General features: G+C 60.0%; 14 protein-coding genes. 4 read left to right on the plus strand and 10 right to left on the minus strand.

From position 1 onward, the window contains the following. Positions 1-29: 29 nt before the first annotated feature. The gene (locus tag GIW28_RS04965) at positions 30-719 is read left to right on the plus strand and encodes a DUF4197 domain-containing protein (RefSeq protein ID WP_017137124.1); all 690 of its coding nucleotides are present in this window, start codon (positions 30-32) and stop codon (positions 717-719) included. A gap of 514 nt (positions 720-1,233) precedes the next feature. Here GIW28_RS04965 and GIW28_RS04970 read toward each other — a convergent pair. Continuing rightward, positions 1,234-1,848, minus strand: a complete 615-nt coding sequence (locus GIW28_RS04970) for a LysE family translocator (protein WP_236445861.1) — start codon at positions 1,846-1,848, stop codon at positions 1,234-1,236. 328 nt (positions 1,849-2,176) lie between these two features. On the opposite strand from GIW28_RS04970, the gene GIW28_RS04975 reads away from it, so the two are divergent. Beyond that, on the plus strand, positions 2,177-2,632 hold the full coding sequence (locus tag GIW28_RS04975; protein WP_236445863.1) for an Lrp/AsnC family transcriptional regulator: 456 nt from the start codon (positions 2,177-2,179) through the stop codon (positions 2,630-2,632). A gap of 105 nt (positions 2,633-2,737) precedes the next feature. Here GIW28_RS04975 and GIW28_RS04980 read toward each other — a convergent pair whose 3' ends face one another. Continuing rightward, a complete protein-coding gene (locus GIW28_RS04980; RefSeq protein ID WP_138453031.1) occupies positions 2,738-5,803 on the minus strand; it encodes an efflux RND transporter permease subunit in 3,066 nt (1,021 codons plus the stop codon). Positions 5,804-5,809: 6 nt separating this feature from the next. Then, positions 5,810-6,910, minus strand: a complete 1,101-nt coding sequence (locus tag GIW28_RS04985; RefSeq protein ID WP_176991287.1) for an efflux RND transporter periplasmic adaptor subunit — start codon at positions 6,908-6,910, stop codon at positions 5,810-5,812. Between the two features lie 93 nt (positions 6,911-7,003). Between GIW28_RS04985 and GIW28_RS04990 the strand changes: the two genes are divergently transcribed. Next, entirely contained in the window at positions 7,004-7,639 is a 636-nt protein-coding gene (locus tag GIW28_RS04990) for a TetR/AcrR family transcriptional regulator (RefSeq protein WP_017137119.1), read from the plus strand. A 122-nt stretch (positions 7,640-7,761) separates the two neighbouring features. On the opposite strand, the gene GIW28_RS04995 is transcribed toward GIW28_RS04990, so the two are convergent. Further along, positions 7,762-8,544: a class I SAM-dependent methyltransferase gene (locus tag GIW28_RS04995; protein WP_017137118.1), complete on the minus strand. Its 783-nt coding sequence runs from the start codon at positions 8,542-8,544 to the stop codon at positions 7,762-7,764. Positions 8,545-8,640: 96 nt separating this feature from the next. Between GIW28_RS04995 and GIW28_RS05000 the strand changes: the two genes are divergently transcribed. Further along, the gene (locus tag GIW28_RS05000) at positions 8,641-9,261 is read left to right on the plus strand and encodes an energy transducer TonB (protein ID WP_138451325.1); all 621 of its coding nucleotides are present in this window, start codon (positions 8,641-8,643) and stop codon (positions 9,259-9,261) included. A gap of 1 nt (position 9,262) precedes the next feature. Here GIW28_RS05000 and GIW28_RS05005 read toward each other — a convergent pair whose 3' ends face one another. From GIW28_RS05005 to ppc, 6 genes are all read right to left on the minus strand, one after another. Beyond that, positions 9,263-10,090, minus strand: a complete 828-nt coding sequence (locus tag GIW28_RS05005; RefSeq protein WP_099548544.1) for an isocitrate lyase/PEP mutase family protein — start codon at positions 10,088-10,090, stop codon at positions 9,263-9,265. A 27-nt stretch (positions 10,091-10,117) separates the two neighbouring features. Continuing rightward, positions 10,118-10,978: a DUF72 domain-containing protein gene (locus GIW28_RS05010; RefSeq protein ID WP_236445865.1), complete on the minus strand. Its 861-nt coding sequence runs from the start codon at positions 10,976-10,978 to the stop codon at positions 10,118-10,120. Next, positions 10,978-11,280, minus strand: coding sequence for a hypothetical protein (locus GIW28_RS05015; RefSeq protein ID WP_017137114.1), 303 nt, complete (start codon positions 11,278-11,280; stop codon positions 10,978-10,980). The genes GIW28_RS05010 and GIW28_RS05015 overlap by 1 nt, the downstream gene beginning before the upstream one ends. Before the next feature lie 254 nt (positions 11,281-11,534). Then, positions 11,535-12,218, minus strand: coding sequence for a tRNA (adenosine(37)-N6)-threonylcarbamoyltransferase complex dimerization subunit type 1 TsaB (gene tsaB / locus GIW28_RS05020; RefSeq protein ID WP_236447259.1), 684 nt, complete (start codon positions 12,216-12,218; stop codon positions 11,535-11,537). A 90-nt stretch (positions 12,219-12,308) separates the two neighbouring features. Then, a complete protein-coding gene (adk, locus tag GIW28_RS05025) occupies positions 12,309-12,956 on the minus strand; it encodes an adenylate kinase (protein ID WP_056857561.1) in 648 nt (215 codons plus the stop codon). Positions 12,957-13,236: 280 nt separating this feature from the next. After that, positions 13,237-15,864: a phosphoenolpyruvate carboxylase gene (gene ppc / locus GIW28_RS05030; protein ID WP_236447260.1), complete on the minus strand. Its 2,628-nt coding sequence runs from the start codon at positions 15,862-15,864 to the stop codon at positions 13,237-13,239. Positions 15,865-15,871: the final 7 nt, after the last annotated feature.

A 15,871-nucleotide genomic window follows, 5' to 3' on the forward strand; every position in this document is an offset into this window, starting at 1 on the left:
TCCATAAGCCCGAACATAAGGAAGCGCTCATGCTCCGTCACTCTCTTCGCCTCACTGCCCTGTGTGCCGGCTTGCTGCTCGGTGCCAACGCCATGGCCCTGGACCTTGGCAGCCTGTCCCAGGGCGACGCCAGCGGCGGTCTCAAAGACGCCCTGACCCAAGGCGCCCAGATCGCCGTGAAACAACTGGGCGTGCCCGGTGGCTTCAGCAACAACCCCGAAGTGAAGATCGGCTTGCCAGGCAAACTCGGCAAAGTCGCCGACAAGCTGAAGATGTTCGGCATGGGCGACCAGGTCACGCAGCTGGAAACCAGCATGAACAAGGCCGCCGAAACGGCCGTGACCCAGGCGCAACCGATCCTGGTCAATGCCGTCAAAAACATGAGCGTGACTGACGCCAAGGGCATTCTCAGCGGCGGCCAGGACTCGGCGACGCAGTACTTGAACAAAAGCAGCCGCGAGCAGATCCGCGCCAAGTTCCTGCCGATCGTCAAGGCCGCTACCGACAAGGTTGGGGTTGCGCAACAGTACAACGCCCTGGCCGGCAAGGCGGCAGCATTTGGCGCAGTGGATGCCAAAAGTGCCAACGTTGAAAACTACGTGACCGAACAGGCGCTGGACGGCTTGTTCAAGATGATCGCGCAGCAGGAAGAAACCATTCGCAAAAACCCGGCGGCCGCGGCCACCAGCTTGGCCAAGAAGGTGTTTGGGGCACTATAAGCTTCTCAAACACACTGGACCCACTGCGCCAAGACCGCTAACCACGGGCCTTGGCGCAGTTGTTTCAGGCCAAGCCCATTAACGATTCAGCGTAAAAAGCGGGTAAGTAGGCCTGTAGGGTGAAGGCTGCTGGTAGACCACGGGTTGCTGTGGATACGGTCTGCCATGGTTCGTCTGGGTTGGATAGGTGTGGCCCACGTTCGGCCGGACTGTATGAGGACGATGTTGGGGATAGTGGTGATTGTTTGTTGCGTGCCCCGACCTATACCCATTTCCAAAATTGTTGCGCGGTGCATTATTGCCCAACAGGGCTCCGAGCAGCGCACTTTTGAAAGCAATTACAGCATCAAAAAAAGCCATGTAACTCTCCATAAACTCATTGAATAGGTCGGACTGCCAACTCAGGGAAGTCCAAACCTGCGCCGGTCCATCAGGCAATTCTGAGTGGAGTAAAAAAAGGCAAACGTTCCAAAGGCGCAGACGCCTGTTTGCATCAGGATGTGAGTCAGTGCTACTACGTCAGCGTGAATGACCAGGCGACCGTCACAACCATCAAAATCGCGAAGCTTACGTTAAGTCGTCGACTCCAAACGGGGTGGATGAACAACTTGCGCATCCGGCTGCCTGCAAAAAGCCACAAAAAATCGAATACCACGCAAACCAATAAACAAATAAGCGCTTTTGTGCCCTGCTCCCAGCCCGTCGTCGTGCCCAAGGTGAAACTGCCCAGTAACGCTGCAAACGCGGCATACGCCTTGATATTCGCAACCCCCAGCACAAAACCGGCACCCCAGCCCGGCGTGACCACGGCTTGCTGATCCTGAATGGGCGGTGCCGTACCAATGCGGTAAGCCAACCAAAAAATATAAACAATGGAGATGATCGTCAGTGCCACCGCCAACCCGGGAAAGCTGTGCAAGACCACATACAGCCCAGAAACAACCAACGCCATGGCAATCACTAAACCCAGGGTGATCCCGACAAAAAACTGAAACGAGCGTTGCATGCCATACGCCGCGCCGCTGGCTGCCAGCGCCAGGGTGGCAGGGCCGGGGCTGGCCAGTAAGGCGATAGCTGCGAGAGTAAAGGTGAATATCGCCTGGTAAACACTTAGCGTGACATCAAACATGTGAAGCGCCTCGGTAGCTTTATTCAAAACTTAATGAAACCGCACCGCCTTGTAGTTGTAACTCGACGTTAGCACCCCTCACAAACACCACGCACTGGACCGCTTTACACTTTCATACACCCATTCAATAAAATTTATAGCAAGTTAAAAACACTCACTCAAACACAGCCGCATCGTTTAGCCGGCGGTAACTTTTGAACGCAGCTGTAATTCGCACATTCAAGAATAAAAAATAGATGGAAACCTTTTAAAAATCCATTCTTTTGTCAGGAATCTGTGGTATGTAAGATTTTCACGCTATTTCATCAATGTTCGTAAGGTCCATCTAATGAAAAGGCTTACAAAAAACGATCAGACACTCGATGCCATTGATCGCGCGCTGCTGGTCGCCCTGCATCAGAATGCCCGTGCCTCTATCCGCGCGCTCAGCCGGCAGGTGGGATTGTCCGCTCCTGGTTGCAGCGAGCGTCTCAAACGCCTGGAAGTGGCAGGGGTTATAAGTGGGTTCAGCGTAGCGTTGGACGCACAGGCACTGGGGTTTGCGCTGCAGGCACTGGTGCGGGTAAAACCGCTGACGGGAAATTTTCAAACAGTGGAGCAGCTACTGTCAGACATGCCTGAATGTATTGTCTGTTACAAGATCACCGGGGAAGACAGTTTCGTCTGCCATCTGTACACACACTCCGTTAACCACCTTGATCAAACCTTGCAAAAAATAACGCCATTGGCCGACACCAACACCTCCATTATAAAAACCGTCGAGAAGAAACTGCCAACATTCTAAATAAACAAGTGGGAGACATTCAGGCTTAAACAGCAGTTATCGAATTTCAGGCTTTTCCCACACCCGTCAATACTATCGATACGCCTTCACGCCTCCCGTTATGAACTAGTGCGCCTCCTTCTTAATGCGAAACCATGCCGCATACAGGGCTGGCAAGAACAATAACGTCAACGCGGTCGCCACAATCAACCCGCCCATGATTGCCACCGCCATCGGCCCGAAGAACACGCTGCGCGACAGCGGAATCATTGCCAATACCGCCGCAAGCGCCGTCAGCACAATCGGGCGAAAGCGTCGGACGGTGGCTTCGATGATCGCCTGCCAGGGCGCCAGTCCCGCCTTGATGTCTTGTTCAATCTGGTCCACCAGGATCACCGAGTTACGCATGATCATGCCCGACAGCGCGATGGTGCCGAGCATGGCAACAAAGCCGAAGGGCTGGCGGAACACCAGCAGGAACAAGGTCACGCCGATCAAGCCCAGCGGCGCCGTCAGAAACACCATTGCAGTGCGTGAGAAACTGCGCAGTTGCAGCATCAGCAAGGTCAGCACTACCACGATAAACAGCGGCACGCCGGCCTTGACCGAGTTCTGGCCACGGGCCGAATCCTCGACGGTGCCGCCCACTTCGAGCAGGTAGCCGTCCGGCAGTTCGGCGCGCACGCCTTCCAGGGTCGGCAGGATCTGCTGGACCAAGGTTGCCGGTTGTTCCTTGCCGTAGATATCGGCACGCACGGTCACCGTCGGCAGGCGATTGCGGTGCCAGATGATGCCTTCTTCAAAGCCATATTCGAGGGTCGCAATCTGCGACAGCGCTACGCTTTTGCCGTTGTCGGTCGGCACCGCCAGGCTCGGCAGCAGCGACAACTCGGTACGTTCATGCACGGTGCCGCGTAGCAGGATCTCGATCAACTCGTTGTCCTCGCGGTACTGGCTGACGCTGGAGCCGGTCAAGGAACTTTGCAGGAACTTCGACAGGTTGGCAGTGCTGACGCCCAGCGCACGGGCACGGTCCTGGTCGATATTCAGGTAGACGATCTTGCTCGGTTCCTCCCAGTCCAGGTGCACGTTGACCACGTGGGTATTTTCGCGAACCTTGGCCGCGACCTTGCGCGCCAGGGCACGGACTTCTTCGATGTGCTCGCCGGTCACGCGAAACTGCACCGGGTAGCCCACGGGCGGGCCGTTTTCCAGGCGCGTGACGCGTGAACGCAGGTCGGGGAATTGTTCGTTAAGGGTCTCGATCAGCCAGGTGCGCAGGCTTTCGCGTTCCTCGATGGTTTTGGCCAGTACCACAAACTGCGCAAAGCTGGCGGCCGGCAGTTGTTGGTCCAGCGGCAGGTAGAAGCGCGGCGAACCGGTGCCCACATAGGCCACATAGTTGTCGATGCCAGCATGTTCCTTGAGCAAGGCTTCCAGGCGCTTGACCTGGTCGGCGGTGTTGCTCAGCGAGGCACCTTCAGCCAGTTTCAGGTCGACCATCAACTCCAGTCGGCCGGAGGCCGGGAAGAACTGCTGTGGCACAAAACGGAACAGCGCCACCGAGCCGATAAACAACAACAAGGTCAACACGATCACGGTTTTGCGCCGACGCACACACCATTCGACCAAGCGTCTTACACGTTGATAGAACGGCGTGCCGTAGGGATCAGGCCCATCGGTGCCGTGTTTGGCCGCATGAATCTTCGCCAGGTCCGGCAGGAGCTTTTCCCCCAGGTACGGCACAAACACCACCGCCGCAACCCACGAGGCCAGCAGGGCAATGGTCACCACTTGGAAAATCGAACGGGTGTATTCACCGGTACTCGATTGCGCGGTGGCAATCGGCAGGAAACCTGCGGCGGTGATCAATGTGCCGGTGAGCATCGGGAACGCGGTGCTGGTCCAGGCAAAACTCGCGGCCTTGAGCCGGTCGTAGCCCTGCTCCATTTTGATCGCCATCATTTCCACGGCGATGATCGCATCGTCCACCAACAAGCCCAGGGCCAACACCAAGGCACCGAGGGAGATTTTGTGCAGGCCGATGCCCAGGTAATACATGGTCGCAAAAGTCATCGCCAGTACCAGCGGAATCGCCAGGGCGACCACCATGCCGGTGCGTACACCAAGGGAGAAGAAGCTCACCAGCAGCACGATGGCCAAGGCTTCAGCGAGTACCTGGACGAATTCACCGACGCTGGTTTTCACCGCGGCCGGTTGGTCCGAGACCTTGCGCAGTTCCATGCCTGCCGGAAGGTTCTTCTGCAGGCGTGCGAATTCGCCTTCAAGGGCCTTGCCCAGTACCAGAATGTCGCCGCCGTCACGCATCGCCACGGCCAGGCCGATGGCGTCCGCGCCCATATAGCGCATGCGCGGCGCCGGTGGGTCGTTGAAGCCGCGATGGATTTGCGCCACATCACCGATGCGGAAGGTGCGGTCACCTACGCGAATCGGGAAGTTACGGATCTCATCGACCGTTTTGAAGTTACCCGAGACGCGCAGTTGCACGCGTTCCGTCGGGGTTTCAAAGAAACCGGCGGTGGAGACGGCGTTCTGCTCCTGCAGTGCCTGCTGCACTGCAGCCAATGGCAGGCCGAGGGTGGCGAGCTTGAGGTTGGACAGTTCGATCCAGATCTTCTCGTCCTGCAGGCCCAGTAACTCGACCTTGCCCACATCCGGCACGCGTTGCAGTTGAATCTGGATGCGGTCGGCGTAGTCCTTGAGCACCGCGTAGTCAAAACCGTCACCGGTCAGGGCGTAGATATTGCCGAAGGTGGTGCCGAATTCATCGTTGAAAAACGGCCCCTGGATATCCGGCGGCAAGGTCTGGCGAATATCGCTGATCTTCTTGCGCACCTGGTACCACAGCTCCGGGATTTGTGCCGAGTGCATCGAATCGCGGGCCATGAAGGTGACCTGGGACTCACCGGGCCGGGAGAACGAGACAATGCGCTCGTACTCGCCCGTCTCCATCAGCTTCTTCTCGATACGTTCGGTGACTTGGCGCGAAACTTCCTGGGCCGTGGCGCCCGGCCAGTTGGTCTTGATGACCATGGCCTTGAAGGTAAACGGCGGGTCTTCACTTTGCCCCAGCTTGGTGTAGGACAACGTGCCGACCACTGCCAGCAGGATCATCAGGAACAGTACGATCTGGCGATTACGCAACGCCCATTCGGAAAGATTGAAACCCATCGGGGACTACTCCTTGGCCGCCAGATTCACTACTCGGTTGGCGCGATCCACCGGGCGCACTTGCTGGCCCTCATGGAGCACATGCACACCCGCCGCGATCACCCAATCGGTGGGGGCCAAGCCTTCAAGCACCGGCACGGTTTTTTCACCGAAAGCACCGATGCGCACCGGCGTTCGTTTGAGCGTGTTGTCCGGCTGTACCCGCCAGACGTAGGACGCACCGTTCTCCGCGCTCAGGGCCGACAGCGGCACTGACAGTGGGACGATCCCATCAGCCTGGATGAAGACGCGGGCGCTCTGGCCCAACTCGGCGGGGACTTTGCCGCCGGTGAAGGCAACGCGCGCAGCGAAGGTGCGGGATTTTGGGTCGGCTGCCGGTGAGAGCTCACGAATGCGCCCGGCAAAACGTTGGTCGGGCTGGCTCCACAACTCCACCGATACCGGTTGGCCGATCTTGAAGCGGCCAAACCCTTGCTCGGGCAGGCTGATCAACACTTCGCGCTCGCCATCGGTGGCCAGGGTAAACACCGTTTGGCCGGCGGCCACCACTTGGCCGACTTCCACCGCACGCTTGGCCACTACACCGTCCTGGGGCGCACGCAGCACGGCATAGCCGGCCTGGTTGCTCGATACGTCGAACTCGGCCTTGATCTGCTTAAGACGTGCAACACCTGCTCGGTAGAGGTTTTCGGAATTGTCGTACTGCGAGCGGCTGACCATCTGACGGTCCATCAGGGTCTTGTAGCGGTCGCGTTCGGCGCGCACCAGGCTCAGGTTGGCTTCGGCGGCGGCAACCTGGGCGCGGGTGGCTTCCAGTTGCAGGCGCACGTCCTGTGGGTCGAGCTCTGCCAATGGTTGGTTGGCCTTGACCCGCTCGCCCTCCTCCACCAGGCGCTTACTGACTTTGCCGCCGATGCGAAAGGCCAGGTCCGGCTCATAACGGGCGCGTACTTCCCCCGGAAAACTGTCCATCGCCAGCGCCGACGGCTGCGGTTGCACCACCATGGCCGGGCGGATGGTGGTTTGGGCCGCTTCTTCATGACCGCAGGCGGTCAACAGGAAGATCAGGCTGACAGGCAACGCAAGGGGCAGGAAAGTACTGCGCATGCTGAAGGACCTTTCGCAAATGGAGCTAGGAATAATTATACTGGCCGGTATGTTATTAATACCAAACTCACCAGTCCAGTATTAAAGGTGAAAATGTCCGACAATCCTGTAAACACCAATAGCCCCGGGCGTCCCAAGGACATGGCAAAACGCCAGGCAATCCTCGAAGCAGCCAAAATCCTGTTTTTGAGCAATGGCTACGCCAGCACCAGCATGGATGCCGTGGCCCTTGAGGCCGGCGTGTCAAAACTGACGGTCTACAGCCACTTCACGGATAAAGAGACCTTGTTCACCGCCGCCGTCGTGGCCAAGTGCGAGGAGCAGTTGCCGGTGATGTATTTCGAGTTGCCCGAGGGCATGCCGGTGCACACCGTACTGCTGAACATCGCGCGCGGCTTTCATCGGCTGATCAACAGCGAAGAATCGGTGAACCTGCACCGCCTGATGATGACCACCGGCAACCAGGACGTGAAACTCTCGCAGATCTTCTTTGAAGCCGGGCCTATGCGCATGCTGCAAGGCATGGAGCGCCTGCTCAGCCGCATTGACCAGAGCGGCGCCTTGAGCATCGACAAACCATTTACGGCGGCTGAGCACTTCTTTTGCCTGCTCAAGGGCACGGCAAATTTCTGCTTGTTGTATGGGTGTGGCGGGCAGTTGAGTGAAGAAGCTGCCGAAGCGCATGTGCAGGAGGTGGTGGGGTTGTTTATGCGGGCGTATCGGCCTTGAGGGTTTGAGCTGCCTGATCGGGCACTATCGCAGGCAAGCCAGCTCCCACCTTTGACTGTGTTTGCAAATCAAAAGGTGGGAGCTGGCTTGCCTGCGATGAGGCCCGATAGAACAACAATGATTCAGGACTTGAGCGCTTTCTTTGGATAGATGTCATACCGGCTGGACTTTCCATCCAACGCATGGCTCGGTTTGGGCCCGTCAATGCACGGCGCCTTGCGCGGGCGCTTGACCACCACGCGGTGGCTGGCCAACGCCAAGGCGGCAGCGAGTAAGGCCGGTGCGTCCGGATCATCACCCACTAATGGGCGAAACAGGCGCATTTCCTTCTTAACCAGCGCCGTTTTCTCACGGTGCGGGAACATCGGGTCCAGGTAGATCACCTGCGGCGGCTCGCCCTCCCAGTTGCGCATCACCTCGATCGAGTTGCCTTTGAGCAACTGCATGCGCGCCACAATCGGCGCCACTTCAAAGTCGTCCGCACCACGGGCCAGGCCGTCTTCGAGCAAGGCGCCGATCAACGGCTGACGCTCGATCAGGCTCATCTCGCAGCCCAGGCTGGCGAGTACGAACGCGTCCTTGCCCAAGCCCGCCGTAGCGTCCAGCACCCGTGGGCGCACGCCTTGGGCAACACCGACCGCCTTGGCGATCATCTGCCCGCTGCCACCGCCGTAGAGACGCCGATGCGCCGCGCCGCCTTCGACGAAGTCCACGCGCACCGGCCCCGGAGCGTCAGGCCCGAGCTGTTGCAGTTGCAGGCCGTGTTCCCCGACTTGCAGGGAAAAGTCCGCCTCCTCCAGCTGCAAAGGCAGGCCAAGCTGCGCGGCCCAGTGCTCGGCGCGGGCCTTGAAACCGTCGGCCAAAGCCTCGACCCGAATGCGGCTGGCCGCTGGTTGTTCGCTCATCAATCGCTACGCTCAAAAATATTAAGGATCGGCAAACAACGGCCGATAAAAACAACAGTCAGGTATTTTGCCAGAGCTGAGCGTCGACCGAGAAAAATGTCAGACATTCTTCCCCTAACCATCGGTGTACTGCCGACCCACAACCACTACGGCCTGCGCAATACTCAAGCGCTGGCTGGGGTGAGCCATGTGTGGCAGGACTTCTTCGCCCGTGCGTTGGCCGAGCAGCTTGGCGATACGCCGGGTGCGCTGGCGGCCAAAGCCCCGGCGCCGAGGGACCCGGCGGTAGAACCCAGCGAAGGCGCCGACCTGTTGTCACAGATCCTCACCCAGCGTGAATGCGACGTACACGACACCGAGGTCGCCCCGCCGGAGCCGCTGTTCCTGCCCATCGCCGAATTTGAAACCGAGCTGCTGCCGCCGCCTGCCACGCCGTTTCCGGCAGAAGAAATCATCGCCCAGCAGCGCCAGCAAAACTTCGAAAGCGGCTGGGTCCGCCCGATTGTGCTCAATGCCGGCAACCCGCCGCCTGAGCCTGGCCCGGCGCCGCAGCCCCAGCCGCTGCACCTGCCGATTGCCGAATTCGAACTGGACCTGCTGCCACCGCCTGCCACGCCTTACCCGGCCGAGGAGCTGGTGGCGCAACAGAAGGCGCTGGACTTCGATTATCACTGGGCGCGCCCGCTGGTCCTCAACAACCTGCGCCTGGCGGCCTGATTCAGTCTTTGAAAAAACCGTTGGCCTGGCTGAACGGCATCTTGCGTTCAGTGAAGGTAAAAGTGCCCAGCTCATACACCTCCTGCGCCGCCCGATAGAACTCGCCATACGCCGCCAGCGCCATGGCTGAGCCGACACTGATGCGGCGCACACCCATTTCGCTCAACTGCGCCACGCTCAGGTTCAAACCACCGGACATCAGTACATTTACCGGTTTGGGCGCCACCGCCTTGACCACCGCGAGCACTTCTTCGGCACTGCGCAAGGCGGGAGCGTAGAGCACGTCCGCCCCGGCTTCGGCGTAGGCTTGCAGGCGGCGAATAGTGTCAGGCAAATCCAGGCGACCATGCAGGAGGTTTTCTGCACGGGCGGTGAGCGTAAAGGCAAATGGCAAGCTGCGGGCAGCGGCGACGGCGGCTTCCACGCGCTCCACCGACAGGTCAAACGGATAGATCGGGTCGACCGCAATGCCCGTGGCGTCTTCGATAGAGCCACCCACAATACCGCTGGCCGCGGCGCGCAGGATGGTCTGGGCGCAGCCTTCGGGGGTGTCGCTGAAGCCGTTCTCCAGGTCAGCCGCCACCGGCAGCGCAGTGGCCCGCACGATCGATGACGCATTGGCCAAGGTGTCTTCAAGGGATAATGCGCCTTCCGCATCCGGTCGCCCGAGGCTGAACGCATAGCCCGCACTGGTCGTGGCCAACGCCTCAAAACCCAGGCTGGCGAGCATGATGGCGGAGCCGGCGTCCCACGGGTTGGGCATCACGAATGCGCGGTCACGCTCATGCAAGGCCTTGAAGGTTTCGGCGCGAAGGGTTTGGGCATCCATGGCTGACTCCTGTCGGAAAAAGGAGCCCTAGAGTAACCCCAGTTGCTCCGCTGCGGGTTCCCGATGCAAGGTTGGCAGCGCTGGCAACCCCGGCAAACGCAGCATCAACTGTTGGTGAAAGCGCAGCGCCAGTTGCGCGGCGAGGCGGTTATCCGAGGTGTGCAGGAACACATAAGGCGTGCGCCCCTCTTCGATCCAGCCAGCAATTTTTTCTACCCACGGGACCAGGAACGGGTCATTGGCCTCCAGTTCCGGATGGCCGATGAAGCGCACCTGGGGAAATAGAGTCAGCGCCGCCGGCCGTGTTGGTACCTTGGGCTTTTTCGATTGGGCGTGCAGCACGGCCGCCGACGTTGAAGTGCAACTGAACAGCGCACGTGGATCGAGGCAAATACGCTCCACGCCACGGTCGCGCAACAGGCGGTTGAGCCTGCGCTCGGCATCGCCCTTGGCGAAGAACTCAGGGTGACGCACTTCCACGGCCAGCGGGCGTTCCAGGCCGTCAATGAAACCCGCCAGTTCGCCCAGGCGTTGCGGCGAAAAGCTCGCCGACAATTGCAACCACAGCGGCGAAACCCGCTCGCCCAAAGGGCTCATCAAGCCGACAAAACTTTCCGCTGCCGGCAATTGCTCGCGCAAGTCGCCGCCGTGGCTGATATCTCCGGGGAATTTGGCGGTGAAACGAAAACCCTCAGGCATGATTTCAGCCCAGCGCTGCACCGTGGCGGCCGAGGGGCGGGCATAAAAGGTGGTGTTGCCTTCAACGGCGTTAAAGACCTGGGAATACAGGGCAAGGTAGTCGCTGGAACGGGCATCGGCCGGGTACAGGTACTCGCGCCAGGCGTTTTCACTCCAGGACGGGCAGCCGATGTAGTAAGGCAGGCGCATCAGATGTGGATGTCGAGACCCAGCACTTCCATATCCCATTCGACAAAGCCGGCGGTGGTCAGGTAGCTGGCCAGCGCGGTGGCGACGCTTTTGCTCATGGAACGGGGGAAGACCATGTCTTGCTGACGGGCAGGAAGGCCACTGATGCGTGCAGCGCCAGAACCTTGGGCACTGGGTTGCGACTCTGACTGAACCTCGATGAAGTCCGGCGAATCTTCGACGGACTCGTCTACCGTGACGTTCGCCTTGCGCGGCTTACGCTTGAGTGGGTAGGACTGTGAGGAAAAGCCGTCTATACGCATACATGCAGACTCGGTATCAATGATGGCAATTTAGCGGCACTTTCCGTAGCGCGCAAATGCTCTGGTGATAACTAGAACACATAATTTGTAAAAGGTTTACAAACCGAGGCAAATTCTGACGATTGGGGATTTTTGCCGGTGCGCTGCACTTACTGTGGCGAGGGAGCTTGCTCCCGTTGGACTGCGCAGCAGCCCCGATCTATTAACAGCGGGGCCGCTTCGCGGCCCGACGGGAGCAAGCTCCCTCGCCACACTTAAAGGCCGCGCTCAGCCTTGGTTTGCGCAACTTTATCGCGCAGGTAAACCGGTGCAGCCTGGTCGGCCGGAATCGCTTCGCCGCGCTCGAAAGCAAAGCGCGCCAGGGTCAGCAAGTCTTCGGCATGCGGCAACATTGTTGCATCCTGGCCAGCCAGTTTTACGTCGATACGCTCACCGTAACCCCAGCCAGTGCCGGCGCCGAACCACTCGCCGCTGGCATCAGCAGGCAACACCGACGATTCCGGAGGCTGTGCGGCTTCCACGCCCACCAGACGCATTTCGCCATCGGTTTCGCGGTAGCAGCCCCAATACACTTCATCCATGCGCGCATCAATCGCCGCCGCCACCTGCGAGGCGCCGTGTTCACGCAATGCACGCTGGGCCAATACTGCAAGGTTGGACACCGGCAACACCGGGCGCTCCAGCGCAAAGGCCAGGCCCTGCACCACACCAATGGCAATACGCACGCCGGTAAAGGCGCCCGGGCCACGCCCGAAAGCAATCGCGTCCACGGCAGACAGCGTGGTGCCCGCCTCTTCCAGCAGTTGCTTGATCATCGGCAACAGCTTCTGCGCATGCAGACGCGGGATCACCTCGTAGTGGCTCGTTACCTTGCCATCGTGCAGCAAGGCGACGGAGCAAGCTTCAGTCGCGGTGTCCAGGGCCAGCAGGGTGCTCATCGGTGTAGGTGTCCAAGTCGAAAAAAAGTGCGCCAGTATAAACAACAACGGCCCGCAAGCGGGCCGTTGTACGCAAAGCCGATCGAAGGATCAGCTCAGTGCTTCAAGCACCTTGGCAGTGATGGATTCTACCGAACCCACGCCAGGGATGTGGCTGTACTTCGGCTTGCCTTGGGCAGCCGAAAGCTTCTGGTAGAAATCCACCAGCGGCTTGGTCTGCGAATGGTAGACCGACAGGCGATGGCGCACGGTTTCTTCGGTGTCGTCCTTACGCTGTACCAGGTCTTCACCGGTCACATCGTCTTTACCTTCAACCTTTGGCGGGTTGTAGACGATGTGGTACACGCGGCCCGAGCCTTCGTGAACGCGACGGCCCGCAATACGCTGAACGATTTCTTCGTCTTCAACTGCGATTTCAACCACAGCGTCCAGCTCAACGCCGGCTTTCACCAAGGCTTCCGCCTGGGGAATGGTGCGTGGGAAACCGTCGAACAGGAAACCGTTCTTGCAATCTTCCTGGCTGATGCGTTCCTTGACCAGGTTGATGATCAGGTCATCGGAGACCAGGCCGCCGCTGTCCATTACGCTCTTGGCGATCAGGCCCAGCTCGGTGCCGGCCTTGACGGCGGCACGCAGCATGTCACCGGTGGAGATTTGTGGAATGCCGAATTTTTCAGTGATGAACTTTGCCTGAGTACCTTTACCGGCCCCGGGAGCTCCCAGCAGAATGACGCGCATCGATGTGCTCCTCAATTTTTTATAGAGATGACGCTCGGATTCGCCGCGTGGGGCCAATCTCGTAAAAATGTGGGTCCTGGCCGATCAAACGGCCAAAGGCTGATCAAGATACACAGCGGGCTCTATCCATACAAGCCGCCAAAAGTCGCAAGAACCGCGCCCGCCATGCAGTCATAGGTAGGGTATGCCTGAGTGCAACCCCGCCTCCTAAACGCCGACCGCCCGTTTCCGGGCGGCCGTCGTTGTTTATCTGCAAGCCATTGAGAACACGCAGAAAACCTCAGCCAGTGTTGCGCAAACCGGCGGCAATACCGGCTACAGACACCAGCAGCGCCTGTTCCAGAGGGCTGTCCTGCGCCGCCTCCTGCTGGCGCGAGCGTGCCAGTAATTCGGCCTGCAACAGGTGCAGCGGGTCGAGGTAGGTGTTGCGCAGGCGAATGAACTCAAGCGTGTCCGGGCTATGGGCCAGCAGTTGCGACTGGCCGGTCAGGCCAAGTACCACGTCGCACGCCTGCGACAATAGGTCGCGTAAGTGCGCACCCAATGGCAGCAGGTCCGGCTGCACCAAACGCTCGTCATACAGCCGCGCGATGTCGGCATCGGCCTTGGCCAGTACCATCTCGAGCATATCGATGCGGGTGCGGAAGAACGGCCATTGCTCGCGCATCTGCCCCAACAGCTCACCTTCGCCACGCTCCAGCGCCTTGCTTAATGCCGCTTCCCAACCAAGCCAGGCGGGCAGCATCAGGCGGGTTTGGGTCCAGCCGAAGATCCACGGAATCGCGCGCAGGCTCTCGATACCGCCCGCACGGCGCTTGGCCGGGCGACTGCCCAATGGCAAGCGGCCCAACTCCTGCTCGGGTGTGGACTGGCGGAAGTATTCGACGAACTGCGGATTTTCCCGCACCACGGCGCGGTAAGCACTGACACCGTCTGCTGCCAATTCATCCATCAGATGCCGCCAGGCCGGCTCAGGTGGCGGCGGTGGCAGCAGCGTGGCTTCGAGCACGGCAGCCAGATAAAGGTTGAGGTTCTGCTCGGCAATGTCCGGCAGGCCGAACTTGAAGCGAATCATCTCGCCTTGTTCGGTCGTACGGAAACGCCCCGCCACCGAGCCTGGCGGCTGCGACAGGATCGCCGCATGCGCCGGGCCGCCGCCACGGCCAACGGTGCCGCCGCGACCATGGAACAACAGCAACTCCACCTGTTGCTCGCGGCAGATATCCACCAGCCGTTCCTGCGCCCGGTACTGTGCCCAGGCAGCGGCGGTGGTGCCGGCATCCTTGGCCGAGTCCGAATAGCCGATCATCACTTCCTGCGGGCCTTGCAAGCGCGCGCGATAACCCGGCAATTGCAGCAGACGCTCCATCACCGGCCCGGCGTTATCCAGGTCGGCCAGGGTTTCAAACAGCGGCACCACGCGCATCGGCCGTTGCACGCCCGACTCTTTAAGCAACAGTTGCACGGCCAGCACATCCGACGCGGCACCCGCCATGGAAATGACATAAGAACCGAGTGATGCAGCCGGTGCGGCGGCGATTTCCTTGCAGGTGTTCAACACTTCGGCGGTGTCTGCCGACGGTTTGAAATAACCCGGCAGCAGCGGTCGGCGATTGGTCAGCTCTTTGCTCAGGAAGCTGATGCGCGCTTCTTCGTCCCAGTCTTCATAACGGCCCAAGCCCAGGTAATCAGTGATTTCGGTCATGGCCGCCGAGTGACGACTGGAATCCTGACGCACGTCCAGGCGCACCAGGAACAAGCCGAAGGTCACGGCACGGCGCAGGCAGTCGAGCAACGGGCCATCAGCGATCACGCCCATGCCGCACTCATGCAGCGACTGGTAGCACAGCTCCAACGGGTCGAGCAGGTCGCGGTTGTTTTGCAACACATCGGCAGGCGCAGGCGTGCTGGCGGTCAGTGAGGTATGCGCCCATTGACGCGTGGCGCGCAGGCGTTCGCGCAGTTGCTTGAGCAAGGCACGGTAAGGTTCGACGCTATCACCGACCTTGGCCTGCAATGCAGGGCTGGCCTGCTGCATCGACAGCTCGGACGCCAGATGATCGACGTCTCGCAGGTACAGATCCGCCGCCATCCAGCGCGCCAGCAGCAACACTTCGCGGGTGACCGGCGCGGTGACATTCGGGTTGCCGTCACGGTCGCCACCCATCCACGAAGCAAAGCGGATCGGCGCCGCCTCAAGTGGCAGGCGCAGGCCCGTGGCGGCGTGCAAGGCCTGGTCGGCCTTGCGCAAATAATTGGGAATGGCATGCCACAGCGAATGCTCGATCACCGCAAAGCCCCACTTGGCTTCGTCTACCGGCGTGGGCCGGATGCGGCGGATCTCTTCAGTGTGCCAGGCTTCGGCGATCAGACGCTGCAAGCGCTGGCGAATCAGCTCGCGCTCGGCGCTGGTGAGGTCGCGGTGATCCTGCAACGCCAGCTGTGCGGCAATCGCATCGTATTTCTGGATCAAGGTGCGGCGCGCCACTTCGGTCGGGTGGGCGGTGAGCACCAGCTCAATCTCCAGGCGCGCCAACTGACGGGCCAGGGACTCATTGCTGTGACCTTCGCTTTGCAGGCGCGCCAGCAACTCCGGTAATACGCGAGACTCGAAGGGCGCTGGTTGCGATTCATCGCGCCGATGGATCAGTTGGTACTGCTCGGCGATATTGGCCAGGTTGAGAAACTGGTTGAAGGCCCGGGCCACGGGCAGCAATTCATCTTCCTGTAACTGATTGAGGCGGGTGCTCAGCTCATCGCCAGCACCTCGTCTGTCAGCCTTGGCGCCTTTGCGGATCTGCTCGATCTTGTCGAGAAAAGCATCGCCGTACTGCTCTCGAATGGTGTTGCCCAGCAGCTCACCCAGCAGGTGAACATCCTCACGCAAGCGTGCATCGATATCACTCATCAGCCAA

It is taken from the genome of Pseudomonas sp. PA-5-4B (assembly GCF_021606215.1).
Classification (GTDB): domain Bacteria; phylum Pseudomonadota; class Gammaproteobacteria; order Pseudomonadales; family Pseudomonadaceae; genus Aquipseudomonas; species Aquipseudomonas edaphica.